The 15,866-nt window shown below is 68.8% G+C and carries 16 protein-coding genes; 7 read left to right on the forward strand and 9 right to left on the reverse strand.

Translation table 11 applies throughout. The features are described from left to right. Positions 1-34: 34 nt before the first annotated feature. Positions 35-811, reverse strand: a complete 777-nt coding sequence (gene map / locus ABZS29_RS02210; protein ID WP_355457723.1) for a type I methionyl aminopeptidase — start codon at positions 809-811, stop codon at positions 35-37. A gap of 54 nt (positions 812-865) precedes the next feature. Here map and ABZS29_RS02215 point away from each other — a divergent pair, with 54 nt between their 5' ends. Together ABZS29_RS02215 and ABZS29_RS02220 are read left to right on the forward strand one after the other, a co-directional pair. Further along, positions 866-1,153, forward strand: coding sequence for a helix-turn-helix transcriptional regulator (locus tag ABZS29_RS02215; protein WP_355457725.1), 288 nt, complete (start codon positions 866-868; stop codon positions 1,151-1,153). A gap of 4 nt (positions 1,154-1,157) precedes the next feature. Further along, positions 1,158-2,072, forward strand: a complete 915-nt coding sequence (locus ABZS29_RS02220; protein WP_355457727.1) for a hypothetical protein — start codon at positions 1,158-1,160, stop codon at positions 2,070-2,072. Positions 2,073-2,085: 13 nt separating this feature from the next. Here the strand turns inward: ABZS29_RS02220 and ABZS29_RS02225 are convergent, their stop codons facing one another. Genes ABZS29_RS02225 through ABZS29_RS02240 form a run of 4 tightly spaced genes read right to left on the reverse strand, consistent with a single transcriptional unit; the run spans position 2,086 to position 7,718 of the window. Further along, positions 2,086-5,145 (reverse strand): GH92 family glycosyl hydrolase, encoded by a 3,060-nt coding sequence (locus tag ABZS29_RS02225; RefSeq protein WP_355457728.1) that lies wholly within the window; start codon positions 5,143-5,145, stop codon positions 2,086-2,088. A 20-nt stretch (positions 5,146-5,165) separates the two neighbouring features. Next, a complete protein-coding gene (locus ABZS29_RS02230) occupies positions 5,166-6,041 on the reverse strand; it encodes an NAD-dependent dehydratase (protein WP_355457730.1) in 876 nt (291 codons plus the stop codon). Continuing rightward, on the reverse strand, positions 6,038-6,865 hold the full coding sequence (locus tag ABZS29_RS02235; RefSeq protein WP_355457732.1) for a phosphotransferase: 828 nt from the start codon (positions 6,863-6,865) through the stop codon (positions 6,038-6,040). The genes ABZS29_RS02230 and ABZS29_RS02235 overlap by 4 nt, the downstream gene beginning before the upstream one ends. Before the next feature lie 19 nt (positions 6,866-6,884). Further along, positions 6,885-7,718: a hypothetical protein gene (locus ABZS29_RS02240; RefSeq protein ID WP_355457734.1), complete on the reverse strand. Its 834-nt coding sequence runs from the start codon at positions 7,716-7,718 to the stop codon at positions 6,885-6,887. A gap of 91 nt (positions 7,719-7,809) precedes the next feature. Between ABZS29_RS02240 and dapD the strand changes: the two genes are divergently transcribed. The 3 genes from dapD to ABZS29_RS02255 all read left to right on the forward strand — a co-directional run bounded on the left by dapD (position 7,810) and on the right by ABZS29_RS02255 (position 10,392). Next, positions 7,810-8,745 (forward strand): 2,3,4,5-tetrahydropyridine-2,6-dicarboxylate N-succinyltransferase, encoded by a 936-nt coding sequence (dapD, locus tag ABZS29_RS02245; protein WP_355457736.1) that lies wholly within the window; start codon positions 7,810-7,812, stop codon positions 8,743-8,745. Between the two features lie 135 nt (positions 8,746-8,880). Then, on the forward strand, positions 8,881-9,858 hold the full coding sequence (locus ABZS29_RS02250; RefSeq protein WP_355457738.1) for a hypothetical protein: 978 nt from the start codon (positions 8,881-8,883) through the stop codon (positions 9,856-9,858). 39 nt (positions 9,859-9,897) lie between these two features. Further along, complete coding sequence (locus ABZS29_RS02255; protein ID WP_355457740.1) at positions 9,898-10,392, forward strand: hypothetical protein; 495 nt, start codon at positions 9,898-9,900, stop codon at positions 10,390-10,392. A gap of 38 nt (positions 10,393-10,430) precedes the next feature. On the opposite strand, the gene fdxA is transcribed toward ABZS29_RS02255, so the two are convergent. Next, a complete protein-coding gene (fdxA, locus tag ABZS29_RS02260) occupies positions 10,431-10,760 on the reverse strand; it encodes a ferredoxin (protein WP_355457742.1) in 330 nt (109 codons plus the stop codon). A gap of 316 nt (positions 10,761-11,076) precedes the next feature. Between fdxA and ABZS29_RS02265 the strand changes: the two genes are divergently transcribed. Together ABZS29_RS02265 and ABZS29_RS02270 are read left to right on the forward strand one after the other, a co-directional pair. After that, a complete protein-coding gene (locus tag ABZS29_RS02265; protein WP_355457743.1) occupies positions 11,077-11,973 on the forward strand; it encodes a GNAT family N-acetyltransferase in 897 nt (298 codons plus the stop codon). A gap of 11 nt (positions 11,974-11,984) precedes the next feature. Next, positions 11,985-12,422, forward strand: coding sequence for a type II toxin-antitoxin system PemK/MazF family toxin (locus tag ABZS29_RS02270; RefSeq protein WP_355457745.1), 438 nt, complete (start codon positions 11,985-11,987; stop codon positions 12,420-12,422). A gap of 21 nt (positions 12,423-12,443) precedes the next feature. On the opposite strand, the gene ABZS29_RS02275 is transcribed toward ABZS29_RS02270, so the two are convergent. The 3 genes from ABZS29_RS02275 to mshB all read right to left on the reverse strand — a co-directional run bounded on the left by ABZS29_RS02275 (position 12,444) and on the right by mshB (position 15,855). Continuing rightward, positions 12,444-14,201, reverse strand: a complete 1,758-nt coding sequence (locus tag ABZS29_RS02275; protein ID WP_355457747.1) for a VanW family protein — start codon at positions 14,199-14,201, stop codon at positions 12,444-12,446. 167 nt (positions 14,202-14,368) lie between these two features. Continuing rightward, on the reverse strand, positions 14,369-14,884 hold the full coding sequence (locus ABZS29_RS02280) for a flavin reductase family protein (protein ID WP_355457749.1): 516 nt from the start codon (positions 14,882-14,884) through the stop codon (positions 14,369-14,371). A 56-nt stretch (positions 14,885-14,940) separates the two neighbouring features. Then, the gene (gene mshB / locus ABZS29_RS02285) at positions 14,941-15,855 is read right to left on the reverse strand and encodes an N-acetyl-1-D-myo-inositol-2-amino-2-deoxy-alpha-D-glucopyranoside deacetylase (RefSeq protein WP_355457751.1); all 915 of its coding nucleotides are present in this window, start codon (positions 15,853-15,855) and stop codon (positions 14,941-14,943) included. Positions 15,856-15,866 lie beyond the last annotated feature (11 nt).

Consider the following 15,866-nt stretch of genomic DNA (forward strand, 5'->3'; position numbering starts at 1 on the left):
GGGGCGGTTCGCCGAACGCAGCGGCGGGTTCGGACTACTCGCCGTCCGGCAGGGTGAGGATCTCGGGGCCGTCCGGGGTGATGGCGATGGTGTGTTCGGTGTGGGCGGTTCGGGCGCCGGTGGCGCTGCGGAGGGTCCAGCCGTCGGGGTCGGTGACGAGGTCGGCGGTGTCTTGCATGATCCAGGGTTCGAGGGCGAGGAGGAGGCCGGGGCGGAGTTTGTAGCCTCGGCCGGGGCGGCCGGTGTTGGGGACGTGGGGGTCCTGGTGCATGGTCGAGCCGATGCCGTGGCCGCCGAAGTCGGTGTTGACGGGGTAGCCGGCGGCGGTGAGGACGGTGCCGATGGCGTGCGAGATGTCGCCGAGGTGGGCGCCGGGCTGGGCGGCGGCGATGCCGGCGGCGAGGGCGCGCTCGGTGGTGGCGATCATCGCGAGGCTCTCGGCGGGCTGGGTCTCGCCGACGACGAAGCTGATCGCGGCGTCGGCGGCCACTCCACCCAGCAGTACGGCGAGGTCGAGGGTCAGGAGGTCGCCGTCGGCGAGGGTGTAGTTGGCCGGCTTGCCGTGCAGTACGGCGTCGTTGACCGCCGTACAGATGTAGTGGCCGAAGGGCCCGCGACCGAACGACGCCTCGTAGTCGACGTAGCAGGACTGCGCGCCCCCGTCGGCGATCATCGCCTTGGTCCACTGGTCGATGTCGAGCAGATTGGTACCGACCGCGGTCCGGCTCTTCAGGGTCTGCAGGATGGTGCCGACCAGGGCGCCGGTCTTGCGGGCTTTGACGAGCTCGGTGGAGCTCAGGATCTCGATCATGCGGGGGCGTCCCTCTCGTGGAACCAATAACTATACCGGTACTATAATCCCACCATGGTCAGGTTGCCGCTCACCCCCACCGAGATCGAGCGCGGACAGCGTCTCGGCGCGCTGCTGCGCCGCGCCCGCGGCGACCGTTCCATCCTCGACACCGCCCTCGACGCCGGCGTCTCACCCGAGACGCTGCGCAAAATCGAGTCCGGCCGCGTCGCCACCCCCGCGTTCCCGACCATCGCCGCGATCGCCGACGTCCTCGGTCTCTCCCTCGACGACGTGTGGACCGAGATCAACCCACCAGCCGGACCCACTCCCCGCCGTACTCGCGAACGCATCGCCTCCTGATCCGATGCCTCTCGAGCCGTGGCTGGTGGAGTGGTGTGAGCAGGAGTTGGGGACTCAGCCGGCTGAGGTGTTGCTGGCCGCTTCGGTGATGAGCCAGGTGTGGGGACTGCGGCTCAATGACGGCCGAGAAGTCATGGTGAAGGCCCGGCCGGATGCGGGCGGCCGCGTGGCGACTTGTTTGGCGGTGCAGCGGGCAGTGAGCGAGGCCGGGTTGCCGTGTGCTCGGGTGCTGACCGGGGTGACCGTCGCGGACGGCCGGGCGGTGCATGCCGAGGAGTGGCGGCCGGGTGGTGAGGTTGCTCGCGGCAACGACCCCGGTACGGCGGCGCGCTCGGCGCGGCTCTATGCCGCGGTGACCGAGGTGACCCGCCGACTGCAGTTGCCGCCCCCATTGCCCAATCCGGAGTGGGTGCACTGGGACCACGGTGGTCCAGGCCAGTGGCCGCCGAACCCGGTGCACGACAGCCGCCCAGGCGCGGAAACCCTCCGAGCGGACCTGGTCGCGATCGCCATTCGGGCACGGCGGCGACTGCGCCAGGCCGGCTCGATGCCGCGCATCCTCGGGCACGCGGACTGGGAAGCCCAGAACCTGCGATGGCACGGGCACACGCCCCACGTCGTACACGACTGGGACAGCGTGGCGTGGTTACCCGAGCCCGCCCTGGTCGGTGCTGCCGCGGGAGCGTTCGCCAGCACGGAGGTGCCGACGCTCGCACCGCTAGAGAGCTCGGAGGCGTTTCTCGTTGCCTATCAGGAGGAACGCGAGTTCACACCGGATGAACTGGAGGTCGCCTGGGCCGCCAGTCTCTGGCCGGCCCTGCACAACGCCCGCGCCGAAATCCTCTGGAACCACCCGCCGGTCGCCCTCACCGCCGTACTCGCCCAAGCCGAGCCCCGCCTCCACAAAGCCGCCGCGTGATCGGGATGGGTGGTTAGGCGAGGAGTTCGATCTGGGTGAGGGTGACGGGGGCGGGGAAGGTCAGGCGGTAGTGCTGGTACGGCGCGGGGGTGGGGATCTGGAAGGGGCGGAGTTGGTGGGACCAGGGGAAGGTTTCGTCGGTGCGCTCGTCCAGGACGGACCAAGCAATGCCGTCGAGGGATGCTTCGAGGCGCCAGGTGCTGGGAGCGTCGGTAGCAGCTGAGGTGAGGGTGTAGAAGGCTGCGGCCTCCGGCGACGGAAGGGACCACTCGACGACCGAGTCGACCGAAGCCGACGTGGCAGAGGTGTTGTCGAACAACGGATTCGACGGGTCGGCGGGGATCAGGTCGACCAGCGGAACGGGGACCTCCGACGACAGCGACGGCGGAGACTCCAGCGTGCCCCAGTCGGACGGCTCCGAGCCCAGGACGAACTCGACAACCGAGGCACTCTGCACAGCAGCATCCGTGATCGATGCTACGGGCAACGGCTTGCCGTCGACGCGAAGCTCTTGGACATAAGGGTGTTCGACGTTCGAGGCGGTGATGACGAGCGGACTCCCGCCGAGCGGTGCAACGGTGACCCGCGGGAAGAGCGGCGAGCCGATCGTGTACTCGGGCGCTCCGACGCGCAGCGGGTAGAGCCCCAGCGCGGCGAACAGGTACCAGGCCGACATCTCGCCGTTGTCCTCGTCGCCGGGGTAGCCCTGGCCGATCTGCTCGCCGACGTACAGGCGGTCCAGGACCTCGCGGACGATGGCCTGCGTCTTGTGCGGAGCGCCGGCGTAGTTGTACATCCACGCGATGTGGTGTGCGGGCTGGTTGCTGAAGCCGAACTGCCCCATCCGGACAGCCTGCGCCTCGAGCATCTCGTGGATGACGATGTCGTAGGTGCCCTTCTTGGTGGCCAGTTCGGGCGTCGCGAAGAACTCGTCGAGCTTGGCCTCGAGCCCGCGCGGACCGCCGTACAGACCGGCGAGGCCGCGGGGGTCGTGGGCGACGTGGAAGGCGAAGTTCCAGCCGTCGGTCTCGGTGAAGTCGCCGCCCCACTCGCAGGGGTCGAACTCCTCCGGCGTGCGGGCGAACGAACCGTCCGGCCGCCGGCCCTGGAAGAAGTTGATCGCCGGGTCGAAGAGCAGCACGTAGTTCTGCGAGCGCCGATAGAGGTACGCCGATTCCTCGCGCAGCTGCTCACTGCGCTCCGGGAAGACCTCCGCCAACTGCGCAGCCATCGCGGCCAGCCCGAAGTCGTTCAGGTACGCCTCCAGCGACCACGACACACTCTCCTCGGTGTCGTTGCTGACGTACCCGTTGAAGAACCCGGTCGTGGCACCCTTTCGCCCGACCTCGGTTGCCTCCGGTACGACGGTCGCGTTCCGCAGTCCGGCGTCGTACGTCGTCAACGGGTCCGCCAGCTCGACCCCACGCAGGTACGCATCCGCGAACGACACATCCGACGACGTACCGGTCATGCAGTCCGCATATCCCGGCGACGACCAACGCGCGATCCACCCACCATCGCGGTACTGCTGCACAAACCCGTCCACCAGCTCAGCCGCCAGCGTCGGATAAAGGAACGCGTACGCCGGCCACGCGGTCCGGTAGGTGTCCCAGAAGCCGCTGTTCACATACATCTTCCCCGGCCTCACCACCGCCTGACCCTCAACGGCCGGAAGCACCGGAGACGCATACGCGTACGACGGCGCCTCCGCCGTACCGGTGTTCTCGAAGTGTGAGTTCGGGTAGAGGTTGAGCCGGTAGAGGTTGCCGTAGACCGTGCGCAACTGCGGTTCGGTCGCGCCCTCCGGACGAATCACCGCCAGCCGCTCGTTCCAGATCTCGTTGGCCGCCTGCCGAATCTCCTCGAACGACCGTCCTTCAAGCTCCAGCGACAAGTTGTGCCGAGCCTGCTCCACGCTGATGAACGACGTCGCGATCCGCAGCGTCACCTCGTCCACGTCGAAGCTCGCCGCGCGTGCGTTGGCGCGCCCGCCATCGGCCGGGCCGAAACGCGCCGGAGCCGAGAAGACGCCGTAGCAGAACATCCGCGTCCGCCCGGCCTCCGCGCCGTTCTCGACCCAGCCGGTCAACACACCGTCGTCGTACCCGAACGCGCCGTTCTCGTCGATCGTGTCGATGACCAGATGCCGGCCGGCCGCATCCGCCGGGAACGTGAATCGGAAGATCGCTCCGTGATCGGTCGGCGCCAACTCGGCCAGTAGCCCGTCGGTGAAGCGCACCGAATAGAAGTCCGGCCGGGCAACCTCGTCGCCGTGACTGAAGGCCGCCGCCCGTGCAACCTGATCGCCCAGCGGTGTCTCAGCTGTGACCGGCATGATCGTCAGCTGATCACGGTCGCCCATCCACGGACTCGGCTGGTGCGAGAACGTCAGCCCCTGCAACTCGGTCAGGTTGTCGGCGTTGTTCAGCCGGTGGTACTCGTATGCCCACCGGTACGTCGACGCGTCCGTGACCGGCGTGATGAAGTTGAACCCGTTCGGCCACGCGGTGATCGGCAGCGTGTTCCCCCGGGAGAACGCGAAACTCGCGTTGGTCCCCCGTCGAGTGTCGACGTACGCCGCGAGGTCCGAACCGTCCAGCGGCGCAGGCGCGGCACCGATCTCGACGTCGTCGATCCACCCCACAAAGGCAGATCCAGAGGTCGGCGCGTCAACAGTCAGTACGACGTCCGCGACCGTCTTGCCGACCGCCACCTCGAGTGAGACCTGAACGTCGTTCCACTGGTCGGCATACAAGACCTTCGCAAGACCCTGACCAACAGCGTCGAAGGCGTACCCGTACTGATCCTGCGCCCCGAGCTCGGAGAGCCGGGAACCGTCGGTGAAGACCAGATCCACCGCCACGTACGTCGCGTCGTACGCGAGGCGGTCGTCGAGCTCCGGATACACCTTGTACCGCAGCCGTTGACCGGGCTCGATCAGACCGGCCGTCACACTCAGCGACGCCTCCTGCCGACCACCGGTCGTCCCGCCGTACCGCACGGCGTCGATGCTGCTGAAGCCTGCCCGCGGGCTGGTCGGGCCGCCCGGCCCTCCACCTGTCTCAAGGATCACGGCGGCAATGTTATGACATTTCAGTGCGGCGGGTCCGGGGGCATGTTCCCCGCCTGGATCCAGGCCACGTAGTCCCGAGCGATCTCCTCGTCGGTCCGCAGCCGCAGCCCGGCCGCCAGCGCCCGGCTGTTGTCCAGCCGGAACAGCCCTTCGTCGTTCAGGTGGAAGCGGTCGACCGCCGGCGCCCAGTCCATCGGCGCCGGATCCGGTACGACGGACCGCCAGGCCGCGGCCAGCTCGCCCATCGTCCGCGTCGGACCCACCACGTTGAACGGACCGGACAGCTCGCTGCACCGGAGCAGGAAGTCGGCCAGATCACGAGCATCGACGTACTGCACGGGTTGCGAAGGCCCGGCCGCGGACTCCATCCGGCCGCCGCTCGCGAGCGCCGTCCCCCAGTTCCCGAAATCCGGGTTGTAGGGACCGACCACGAACCCCGACCGCACGGCGGCGGTCCGGCTGCCGAAGGTGGCTGCGAGCAACGATTCGCAACGCACCTTCGCCGGGCCGTAAAGGTCCATCGTGAACTCGTTGTCCGGGGCATCGACCGGCCAGGGCAGCAACTTCCCCGACTCGTCCTGACCGGGCGTCGCCTTGTCCGCGTACACACCGATCGTCGACATGAAGACGTAGTGACCGGCCCGATCTCGCAGTACCTCTGCGCTCAACCGCACATCGCTGACCAGCAGACCGGACATGTCGATCACGCAGTCCCACTCCCCCGCGGCCAGGGCCGACGGGTCCGCGCGATCGCCGATCACCCGCCGGACATCCGGGAACAATCCCGGGTTCGTCGTACCGCGGTTGAACAGCGTGACCTCGTGACCGGATCGCAGCGCGGCCTCGACGACGTGCCGACCGAGATTCCTCGTACCGCCGAGAACCAGCAGCCTCACGAGAGCTGTTCCACGAGGTCGGCCAGCTCGGCCAGCAACGGGTCGATCCAGTCCACGGATTCGGGGATGGTCTGCAGTCCTTCGGCGACCACGAAGTCGAGCGCCCGCAGGCAGAAACAGGCGCCGCCGACCAGGATCTGGCGGTCGACAAGGAAGGGATCCACACCGGCCGCCTCGACGTACTGGGCCACGATCGGCCCCCGATCGTGGCCGAGGGCAACTGCGTCGCGGATCAGGGTGTAGAGGTCGCTGAGGTGTGGTGCCAGGTGGGCCAGCGGCCAGTCGACCGCGGTCCAACGGAAGCCGTCGGTGACCAGATTCTTCGGTACGAAGTCGCTGTGGACCACCCGCGACGGCGTCTGCGCGTGCAGGTCCGCGAGCGCTTCGGTCAGCGGCGACACGTCGAAGGCGATCCGTCCGATCCGAGCCGCGAGCTCCTTCACCCGCTCGGGTGGGAACTCGCTCGCACCCTCGACCGGCGCCGTACGGATCTTGGCGAGCAACTCGGCCGCCGCCACGAAACCTTCGGCCGTGGGCTCCTGCTCGAGCGTCACCCGGCCGACATCCTCGAGGACCAGCACGCCGCCCTCGGCGTACAGGAGTCGAGGCGCCGGCAGCTCCAGCGGAATCACGAACCGCTGGTACGCCGCCTCCTCGCTCGACTGGCTGCCCGTTCCGCGCTTCACGATCACACTGCGCAGGCCGTACGACAGACGCCAGACCTCCGACGACGCCCACTTCCGCAGCAGGTCACCGTGCAGCGCCTCGACCTCCGGAGCCTGTGTCGCCTCGAGAACAACCGGAGGAAGCCAACCAGGAAGCATCCGACGAGTAGATCACGAGTCAGCTGAGACCGCTCGGAGATAACGACTGATAGAGCGCGGGCCAGGCCTCGATCAGCACCTGCTCGTTGCTGGTCACGGTATCTCCGGCCGACACCTCGGCGGCCGGGATGATCGCGTGCGAGCCGTCGGTACGCCGTACCAGCTGCCGGCCCGACACCTCCAACCACAGGGCGGTCGTCCGGACCGTGTGCCTGCGCTGGTAGATGTCTGCCATCACGTCGGCCGCTGCGTCGTCCTCGAGGTCCCGCAGAAAATCCGGCCTCGCTGACGGGCCGAGCGCGGACCCGAGATAGCGCCGCAACCACGGGTGCATCTCCTCGATCCACTTCAGATCCGGCAGCTCCCACGAAGCGCTGTAGCGCGAGAGCGGCAGGCCGGTGTCCACGATGCGGACGCCGGCCTGCGGGTCGAGATCGGTGTCCCGGGCCGAAAGGTGGATCCGGGCAACTTTCTCGTGGAAGACCTCCGGCGCCCGGTTGTAGGCGACCGCCACCGGCCGGGCCGACCCGAACGACAGGAGGTGTACCGGTTCCGGGCTGTCCGCGAGAGCGTGGATGAGCAGGTCGGCACCCCGCTGCTGGGACGGCGGAGCGTCGTACATCCTGTCGTTCGGGTCGCGCATCGGCGTGGACGGGCACCAGGCGACCGGCACGTCGCGGCCGAAGATCGCGTTCAGCCGGCTGACCGCGGTCACGCCGGGATCGCGGCCGTCCAGGATCACCGCGCGCAGGTCCAGCTCGGGCAGGCCGTAGGCCAGAAGCAGATCGAGGTGGTCGCCCGGATCCTCCGGCGGACAGGACAGATCAGTGATGCTGATGACGGGGACGGTCATCTCAGCCTCGCATTTCAGTGGGCGTATGACCTTAAAGACGTCACCGGCGGACGGAAAGTTGCTCCGCTGGGTAGACCACTAGGCTGTGGGTATGACTGACGTGACCCATGCCTGGGGCTTCGGCCTTGCGACTGTTACCGCCGGCGGCACTGTGCTGGATGTCTGGTACCCGGCGCCCGAGCTGGGCGAGCAGCCCGCGGACGTGAAGGCGCCGGCCGAGCTGGTCGCGGCGGAGGGCAACGACGAGCTCCGCCAGGTACGGCGTGAGGTCGTGAGCACGCAGATCGCGCTGGACGAGGCGCCGGCCGGGACGGCGGACGCGTACCTGCGGCTGCACCTGCTGTCGCACCGCCTGGTCCGCCCGCACGGCCTGAACCTGGACGGGATCTTCGGCGCCCTGCCGAACAACGCCTGGACCTCGGTCGGGCCGGTGCCGGTCGACGAGATCGAGCACGTGCGGCTGCGGGCTCGCGCCGCCGGTCAGCACCTGAGCGTGACGAGTGTGGACAAGTTCCCGCGGATGACGGACTACGTCGTACCGAGTGGGGTCCGGATCGGTGACGCGGACCGCGTCCGGCTGGGTGCGCACCTGGCCGAGGGCACCACCGTCATGCACGAGGGATTCGTGAACTTCAACGCCGGCACGCTCGGTACGTCGATGGTCGAGGGCCGGATCGTCGCGGGTGTCGTGGTCGACGACGGTAGCGACATCGGGGCCGGGGCGTCGATCATGGGCACGTTGTCCGGCGGCGGCAAGCAGGTCGTGTCGATCGGCAAGCGCTGCCTGCTCGGCGCGAACGGCGGAACCGGGATCTCGCTCGGTGACGACTGCGTGGTCGAGGCGGGGCTCTACGTGACGGCCGGTACCAAGGTCACCCTGCCGGACGGCAGCGTGGTCAAGGCCCGCGATCTGTCCGGTCAGCCTGGGCTGCTGTTCCTGCGCAACTCCGTCACCGGCGCGGTCGAGGCCCGGCCGCGCAAGGGCGAGGGCATCACGCTCAACGAGGCCCTGCACGCGAACGCGTGATCATCGGCACCGCACGCGAACGCGTGATCATCGCGTCAACCGTGCTCGCGCCAACCGCGAGGCACGTTCGAGCGTCAACCACATCGTGACCACCACCTGGGAACCAGGCCGCCGCTCCCGGACGTTGGGAGCGGTATGCCGATGAAGCGAGGCGTCCTCGTCGCCTTGGGGTCCATCGGGGCGCTCAGCCTCGTCATCGGCGGAGCCGTGGCCTGGATCGGCGGCAAGGACCTCGGACCGCTGCTGCCACCGCCGGAGCAGTGCGAGGCCACGGTCAACGGCGCGACGGTCGAGCTGGACCTGGAGCAGGCCGAGTCGGCCGCCATCATCGCGGGCGTCGCCGTACGGCGTGGGCTGCCGGGGCGGGCGGTCACGATCGCGCTCGCCACGGCGTACCAGGAGTCCGGGCTGCGCAACCTCGCGCACGGCGACCGGGATTCGCTGGGACTGTTCCAGCAGCGGCCGTCGCAGGGCTGGGGCACGACCAAGCAGGTGCAGGATCCGCACTACTCGTCGGGCAAGTTCTACGACGCCCTGGTGAAGATCAAGAACTACCAGACGCTCCCGATCACGGTCGCGGCCGACCGGGTCCAGCACAGCGCCTTCCCGAACGCGTACGCCGACCACGAGGCCGACGCCCGCGTGCTCGCATCAGCGCTCACCGGCAACTCGAAGGCCGTCTTCAGCTGCACGGTCAACCCGGACGACGTACCGGCGCAGACGATCGGCAAGAACGGGCTGACGCCCCGCGCGGACGCCGTACGGCGGGATCTGCTGGCGACGTTCGGGAAGCTGTCGACCGGTGGTTATGCGCCGGGCGGGATCCAGAGCGGGCACATGGAGGGGTCGGCGCACTACGAGGGCCGGGCGGTCGACGTCTTCGTGCGGCCGATCACCGCGGCGAACACGACCAAGGGCTGGGCGATGGCGCAGTACCTGGCCGCTCGGGCCAAGAAGCTCAACATCCGCACGATCATCTTCAGCGACAAGATCTGGACGGCGGGCGGCCAGTCCGACAGCGGCTGGCGCGACTACACACCGCCTGAGCGGGCCGGCGACCAGAAGATCCTCCGGCATCTCGACCACGTGCACGTCGACGTCCTCGACAACTGACCTGAAGACTGTCTGAAGGCTCGCGCTCACCCTGAGTGCATGGCGAATCTGGGGGCAAGGCACCGGCCGAACATCCTGTTCAACCTGGCCGGACTCGTGTTGATCGTGGCAGGCATCTGCCTGACCATCTACGGCCTCGTGGCGGCAGTCGGGGTCATCCAGAGCTTCGACGCGTTCCGTGGCGACGGTCCGCCGGTGCACGTGGCCGACGGGATGGCGGCGGCCTTCTGGGGAATCATCGTGTTCACGATCGGGCGCTATCTGTGGCGGGGCGCCCGGACGCGCGGCGCGGCCGATCGCTTTGGGCGGCTGTTGCTCGTGATCGCCTACGTGATGCTGGGCATCGGGCTCGACGGTGGCGTGCATGCGGCCGTCGGCATCTGGACCCAGTCGTCGGACTCGGCCGAGGAGGCGATGATCCGCACGCTGGTCACCATCGCGGCCTGGGGCCTGCCGGGGTCACTGCTCGCCTGGTTCGGCACTCGGCTGGCGAACGAGAAGATCCTCGCCAAGGCCGAGGTCAACGTCGGCTGACGAGGTGGGGTACGGGGTACCCCACCTCCGCCACGTGCTCAGTCCTCGTCGTGCTCCTGCGGGGGCAGCGCGGCGATGAACGGGTGGTCCTTGTCGATCTTGCCCATCTTGGACGCGCCACCGGGCGAGCCCAGGTCGGTGAAGAAGTCGACGTTCGCGGTGTAGTAGTCCTTCCACTGCTCCGGGGTGTCGTCCTCGTAGTAGATGGCTTCGACCGGACACACCGGCTCGCACGCTCCGCAGTCCACGCACTCGTCGGGGTGGATGTAGAGCATCCTGTTGCCCTCGTAGATGCAGTCGACGGGGCACTCCTCGACACACGCGAGGTCCTTCAGGTCAACACACGGCTGCGCGATGACGTAGGTCACTGCTACTCCTCCTATGGCAGGCAAGCGCAGCGGCGGTCCTGAGGTTGCTGCGATGCGGTGGTGCGAGAGTCGGTGTCCTGAGTCAGGCGGTCGGCGAGCGCCGGAGGTGTTCAGGTGCGTGCCTCGCAAGGCGGAGGGGCGTCCTCGATGTGGTGTTCATCGTGGATGCTCCTCCAACGCAGCGAGGTGCGTGCCTGGGCGCCTCCGGTGCCGTCGAACGCCTGACTCAGGACACTAGTATCACGGTAATACGTTGCCCACTCTGCCAGGAGTCCGGATCGTGTCAGGCCTTGGTACCCGTGATATCGGACACCGTGTGGTGGTCCGGCACCGAATCGAGGGTGGCCTGACCGATGTCATCGGCGTGCTCGAGGGCCATCGGGACGGCCGGCTCGTGGTTCGGCACGCCGACAGCAGCCGGCACGAGATCGAGATCGCCGCGGTCACCGCGGCCAAGCCGATCCCGGAGATGCCGTTGCGGCGGGTCGACGTCGACCAGCTCTTCCTGACGACCGCGCTGGGCCGGCCGGCGGCCGAGACGGTGCACCTGGGCGAGTGGTTGCTGCGGGCATCGTCGGGCTGGACGGGCCGTGGAAACTCGGTGCTCCCCGTCGGCAGCCCTGGAATGCCACTCAGCGAGGCCCTGGAGCGCGTTGAGGCCTTCTACCGCGACCGAGGTCTGCCGCCGCAGGCGCACGTCCGCCTCGACAGTCCGGCCGCGGCCGAGTTCCAGGAGCAAGGCTGGATCGACGCTCACCCCGACCGCTCGGACGTCCTGGTCATGCATACGACGCTCGACCACGTGAACGCCCTCCCCCCGTACGACGTTCAGCTCGCCGAACGCCCCGACGACGCCTGGTACGGCGTCGCATTCGAGGGACCGGTTCCCGCGCCCGCACCGGTCGTACTGGAGGGGGCGCCGAAGGCCGTCTTCGCGTCGATCGCGGTCGACGGCGAGCTGGTGGCGGTCGGACGTGGTTCGATGACCGGTCACTGGCTGGGAATCGACGCAGTGCGGGTGTTGCCCGGGCACCGCGGTCAGGGGCTCGCGGCAGCCGTCGTACAGGGGCTGGCGCGGTGGGCAGGGCCTCAGGGCGGCCGCCGCACCTATCTGGAGGTCCTGGAGAGCAATCTGCCCGCTGTGACGGCGTACCGGCGGCTCGGCTACGTCGAGGCTTATCGGTACCGCTATCTGGTGAGTCCGTCCCGCTAGGCTTCGTCGGTATGGCGGATCACGTGGTGGAGCGTCCTGAGTACCCCGGGGACTTCGAAGGCACGGTGCGGGTGGAGTACACGCCGCATCCGGACGACGGGGTGGCGGATCCGGGCGAGGTCGTCTGGACCTGGGTCCCGTTCGAGGAGGACCATCAGCGCGGCAAGGACCGGCCGGTGCTCGTGGTCGGCTCCGACGGGCCGTACCTGCTCGCGTTGATCCTGACCAGCAAGGACCACGACCGCGACGCCGCCGACGAGGCGCGCTGGGGCCGCGTCTGGATGGACATCGGCAAGGGCGCCTGGGACCGCGAGGGTCGCAACAGCGAGGTCCGGCTCGACCGGGTACTGCGGGTCGAGCCGGCGCTGGTACGGCGCGAGGGCGCGGTGATCGGCGAGGACCTGTTCAACCAGGTCGCCGCCGGCCTCCACACCTTGCACCGCGGCTGAGCTTGCGCCGTAGCTAGGAGCTCAGCTGGGCTTGCGGGGCGTGCCCTGGCTGTTCGGGGGCACGGCCGGAGTCTCGGTGCCGGGCTTCGGGCCGCAGCGGATGTCGTCGGCCGCGTTGTAGTGCGTGGTGAACTGCTCGGTCTTGACCTTCGCGCCGTTCCGGTAGAAGTCCCGGAAGATCGTGATGTCGAAGCCGGCGGTCGGCGCCTGGGGACGGCAGTCGGCCTCCTGGCTGTAGACCAGGCCAGGGGCGCGGTTGTTCGACTTGCCGGAGGCCCGCGCTTTGATCTCGTAGACCTTGGTGCCCCAGATCTTCACCGTGAGCCGGCCCTGGCTACCGGGCTTCGACGCGGTGAAGATGGTCTGGATGTAGATCCCGTGACCGGAGTCGTTGAGGAACTTCAGGTCCACCGACGGCCACGCGACGGTCGCCTCGCGACCGATCGGGTAGCGGCTGATGTAGACGCTGTGCGCCTTGTGCTCGACGTCCTTGAGCCCGGCGAAGAACGCCGCGTTGAAAGTCGTGGTCGCGGACTGGGAGACGCCGCCGCCGAGGTCCAGGACGAACTTGCCGCCGCTGATGATGTTGCCCTCGGTGAAGCCGTTCTCCTTGGTCCGCTCGCCGACGATCTTGTTCAGGCTGAACGTCTCGCCGGCCTTCAGCAGCGTCCCGTTGATCTTGCGGGCCGCCGTACCGATGTTGGTGTTGCGGTACGGCGCGTGCGGGAACTCGGTGGTGAACTCCCCCATCACCTCTTTGATGCCGAGCGCCTGAACCTGCTCGGTGGTCACCTTCGCCTTGGAGTTCGCCAGGCCGACCGAGGCCTTGCGCTCACCGGACGGCTTCGGCAGCACCGACAGGATCGCCGGGACGACCTTGGCGCGGTCGACGACCATGCCGTCGACGGCCGGGACGACCTTGGGCTTGCCGCCCGCGATCTCGAAGGTGGCGTCCTTCGGCAGCGTCTCCAGTGCCTTGAACCGCTTCTGGAACAGCGGCTCCAGCAGCTTCGCGTTCAGCGACGGGGTGACCTTGCCGTCCTTCACCGTCACGGTCAGCGCGGGCGCGAGCTCGGACGGGCTCAGAGAGACCGACTTGTCACCGACAGTCAGCCGGATCGGACCCGACATGGCGGGCTCGGCGTACTCGCTGATCGCCTTGCTGATCGCGTCCGAACTGGCCTGCGGCTGGGTTACCTGCACCGGCAGGTCCGCCGCGTCGGCGCCGCCCGGGTAAGCCTTGACGACGACGTCGGTCGCCTTCGCGGCGTCCAGCTCGAGCCCTTCGGCCGGCTTGTGCGAGACGGGCTTGGTGCCCTCGAAAGTGATCGTGCCCTCGGTGGCCGGGCGGTTCACCTGCTGGGTGAGCTTCTCGATCGCGGCCTTCAGCTTCGCCTCGTCCTTGGCGACGACCGGCTCGACCGCGGAGCCACCGGTCAGCGCGCGCCAGATCCGCGCCGGGGCCAGGCTGCGGCCCGCGCCGGCCTGCTCGACGGTCGCCGCGTAGTCCAGGCCCAGTCCGGCCTCGACCGGATTCACCGAGTACGTCGTGGCGGAGTCGCCGGCCGAGAACTTGATCGGCGCGGTGACGCGGTCCTTCAGACCGGCCTCGAGCTTGGCCTTGGCGTCGGCCTCCGACAGCCCGCCGAGCGGGATGCCGAGCACGGTGGTGTCACCGGGAATCTTGTCCCCGGCGAACGCGAACGCGGCGCCGTACCCCACGACGAACACGCCTAGTCCTGCCGCGGCAATGATCCCCGCGAGCTGCTTCTTCCCCACCGGACGAAGTCCTCCTGCTCAAAGCCCTGGCGCCGCAGGGCACCCATGGTCAGGCTGTATCCGCTCAGGACACAAGCGAACATCCTACGTGACGGGGCAGGCCCCTCCGACCCTTGGGGCAGGCCCCGCCTGCTCCCAAAGTCCCCGCCTGCGCACCAGCGCCACGCTCAGCTCGCGGGCAACTCCCGGTAGTGACTGGCGTGATGGATCAGCGCACCGCGCCCAGGCTCACCGAGCCCCAGACTGAGCACCTCGCCCACGACGATCGTGTGATCGCCCCCGTCGTACGTCGCCCAGGTCCGGCACTCCAGCCAGGACAGTGAGCCGGCGATGACCGGGCAGCCGGTCTTCGGTCCGGATTCGATCGCGACGCCGTCGAACTGGGTGAGCAGGTCGCGTCCGGACCGCGCGAACCGGGCGGCCAGCGCCTGCTGGTCCGCAGCCAGCACGGAGACGGCCCAGTAGCCGCAGTCGAGGACGGCGTCGTGCATCCGCACGCCCTTGTCCACACAGACCAGCACGAGCGGCGGATCCAGCGACACGGAGGTGAATGCGTTCGCCGTCATCGCGTGGGCGACGCCGTCCTGCAGCGTGCTCATGATCAGGATGCCGGCCGCGAACTGACCCAGCGCCGCCCGGAACTCCCCGGGCGGCACGATCCCACTGGGCTCGGGCAACGACACCCCAGCAGCCTATGCCCGGCGACTGACCGCTGCCGGGCGCAGGCGTGTGGGGACGGTCACGCCAGGCCGGCGAACAGGTCGTCCTCGACGCCGCTCGGGCCGGGCGCCGCCGTGCCCTTGACCAGGCGATAGCCCTCGTCGCCCCAGATCTCGTTGCCGTTGTTGTTCGACAGCGCGAAGAACGGGCCGTCCACGGTGATCTGGGTGGCGTGCGCCTTCATCGCGTTCATCTTGCGGTCCATGTAGGCCCGGCCGTCGATGATCGCGTCGATGAACCGGTCCGGGGTCACGAACGGGCCGAGCGGCCCTTCCGGGTCCATCCCCTCGAAGGTCGTAGTGTCGCCGGCCTCCCGCAGCGCGCGCAGGCTGTCGCGCAGCCGCGACTCGATCATCGCGTTCCAGTAGATCTTCGGGATGTCCCAGGCCGGCCCGAAGTCCTCCCGGTACGACGGCGCCGCGGCGAGCGAGGCGGCGTACGTCGCGACGCGGTGCGCCTGGATGTGGTCGGGGTGACCGTAGTTCCCGTACTGGTCGTAGGTGACCAGGACCTGCGGGCGGATCTCCCGGATCACCGGGACCAGATCGTTCGCCGCGGTCAGCAGGTCGGCCTGCCAGAAGCTGTCCGGCCGGGTGTCCGGCGGGACGTCGGCGTTGCCCTCGTCGTTGTAGATCATCCCGGTGTCGCGGTACTTGCCGGGGCCGCCGAGGAAGCGGTGGTCGGTGACGCCGAGCTCGGCCATCGCGGCGTCCAGCTCGGTGATCCGGTGCACGCCGAGCTGGTCGGTCTGGTCGGCGGCCAGATGGGCCAGGTCCGGGACCAGCACCTCGCCCTCTTCACCGAGGGTGCAGGTGATCAGCGTGACGTGGGCGCCTTCGTCCACATACCGCGCCATCGTGGCGCCGTTGTTGATGGTCTCGTCGTCCGGGTGGGCGTGCACCAGCAGGAGCCGGCGGTCGGGAAGATCAGCCATGTCCAGAGACT

Origin of the sequence: Kribbella sp. NPDC005582 (assembly GCF_040605415.1) — a bacterium.
Classification (GTDB): Bacteria; Actinomycetota; Actinomycetes; order Propionibacteriales; family Kribbellaceae; genus Kribbella.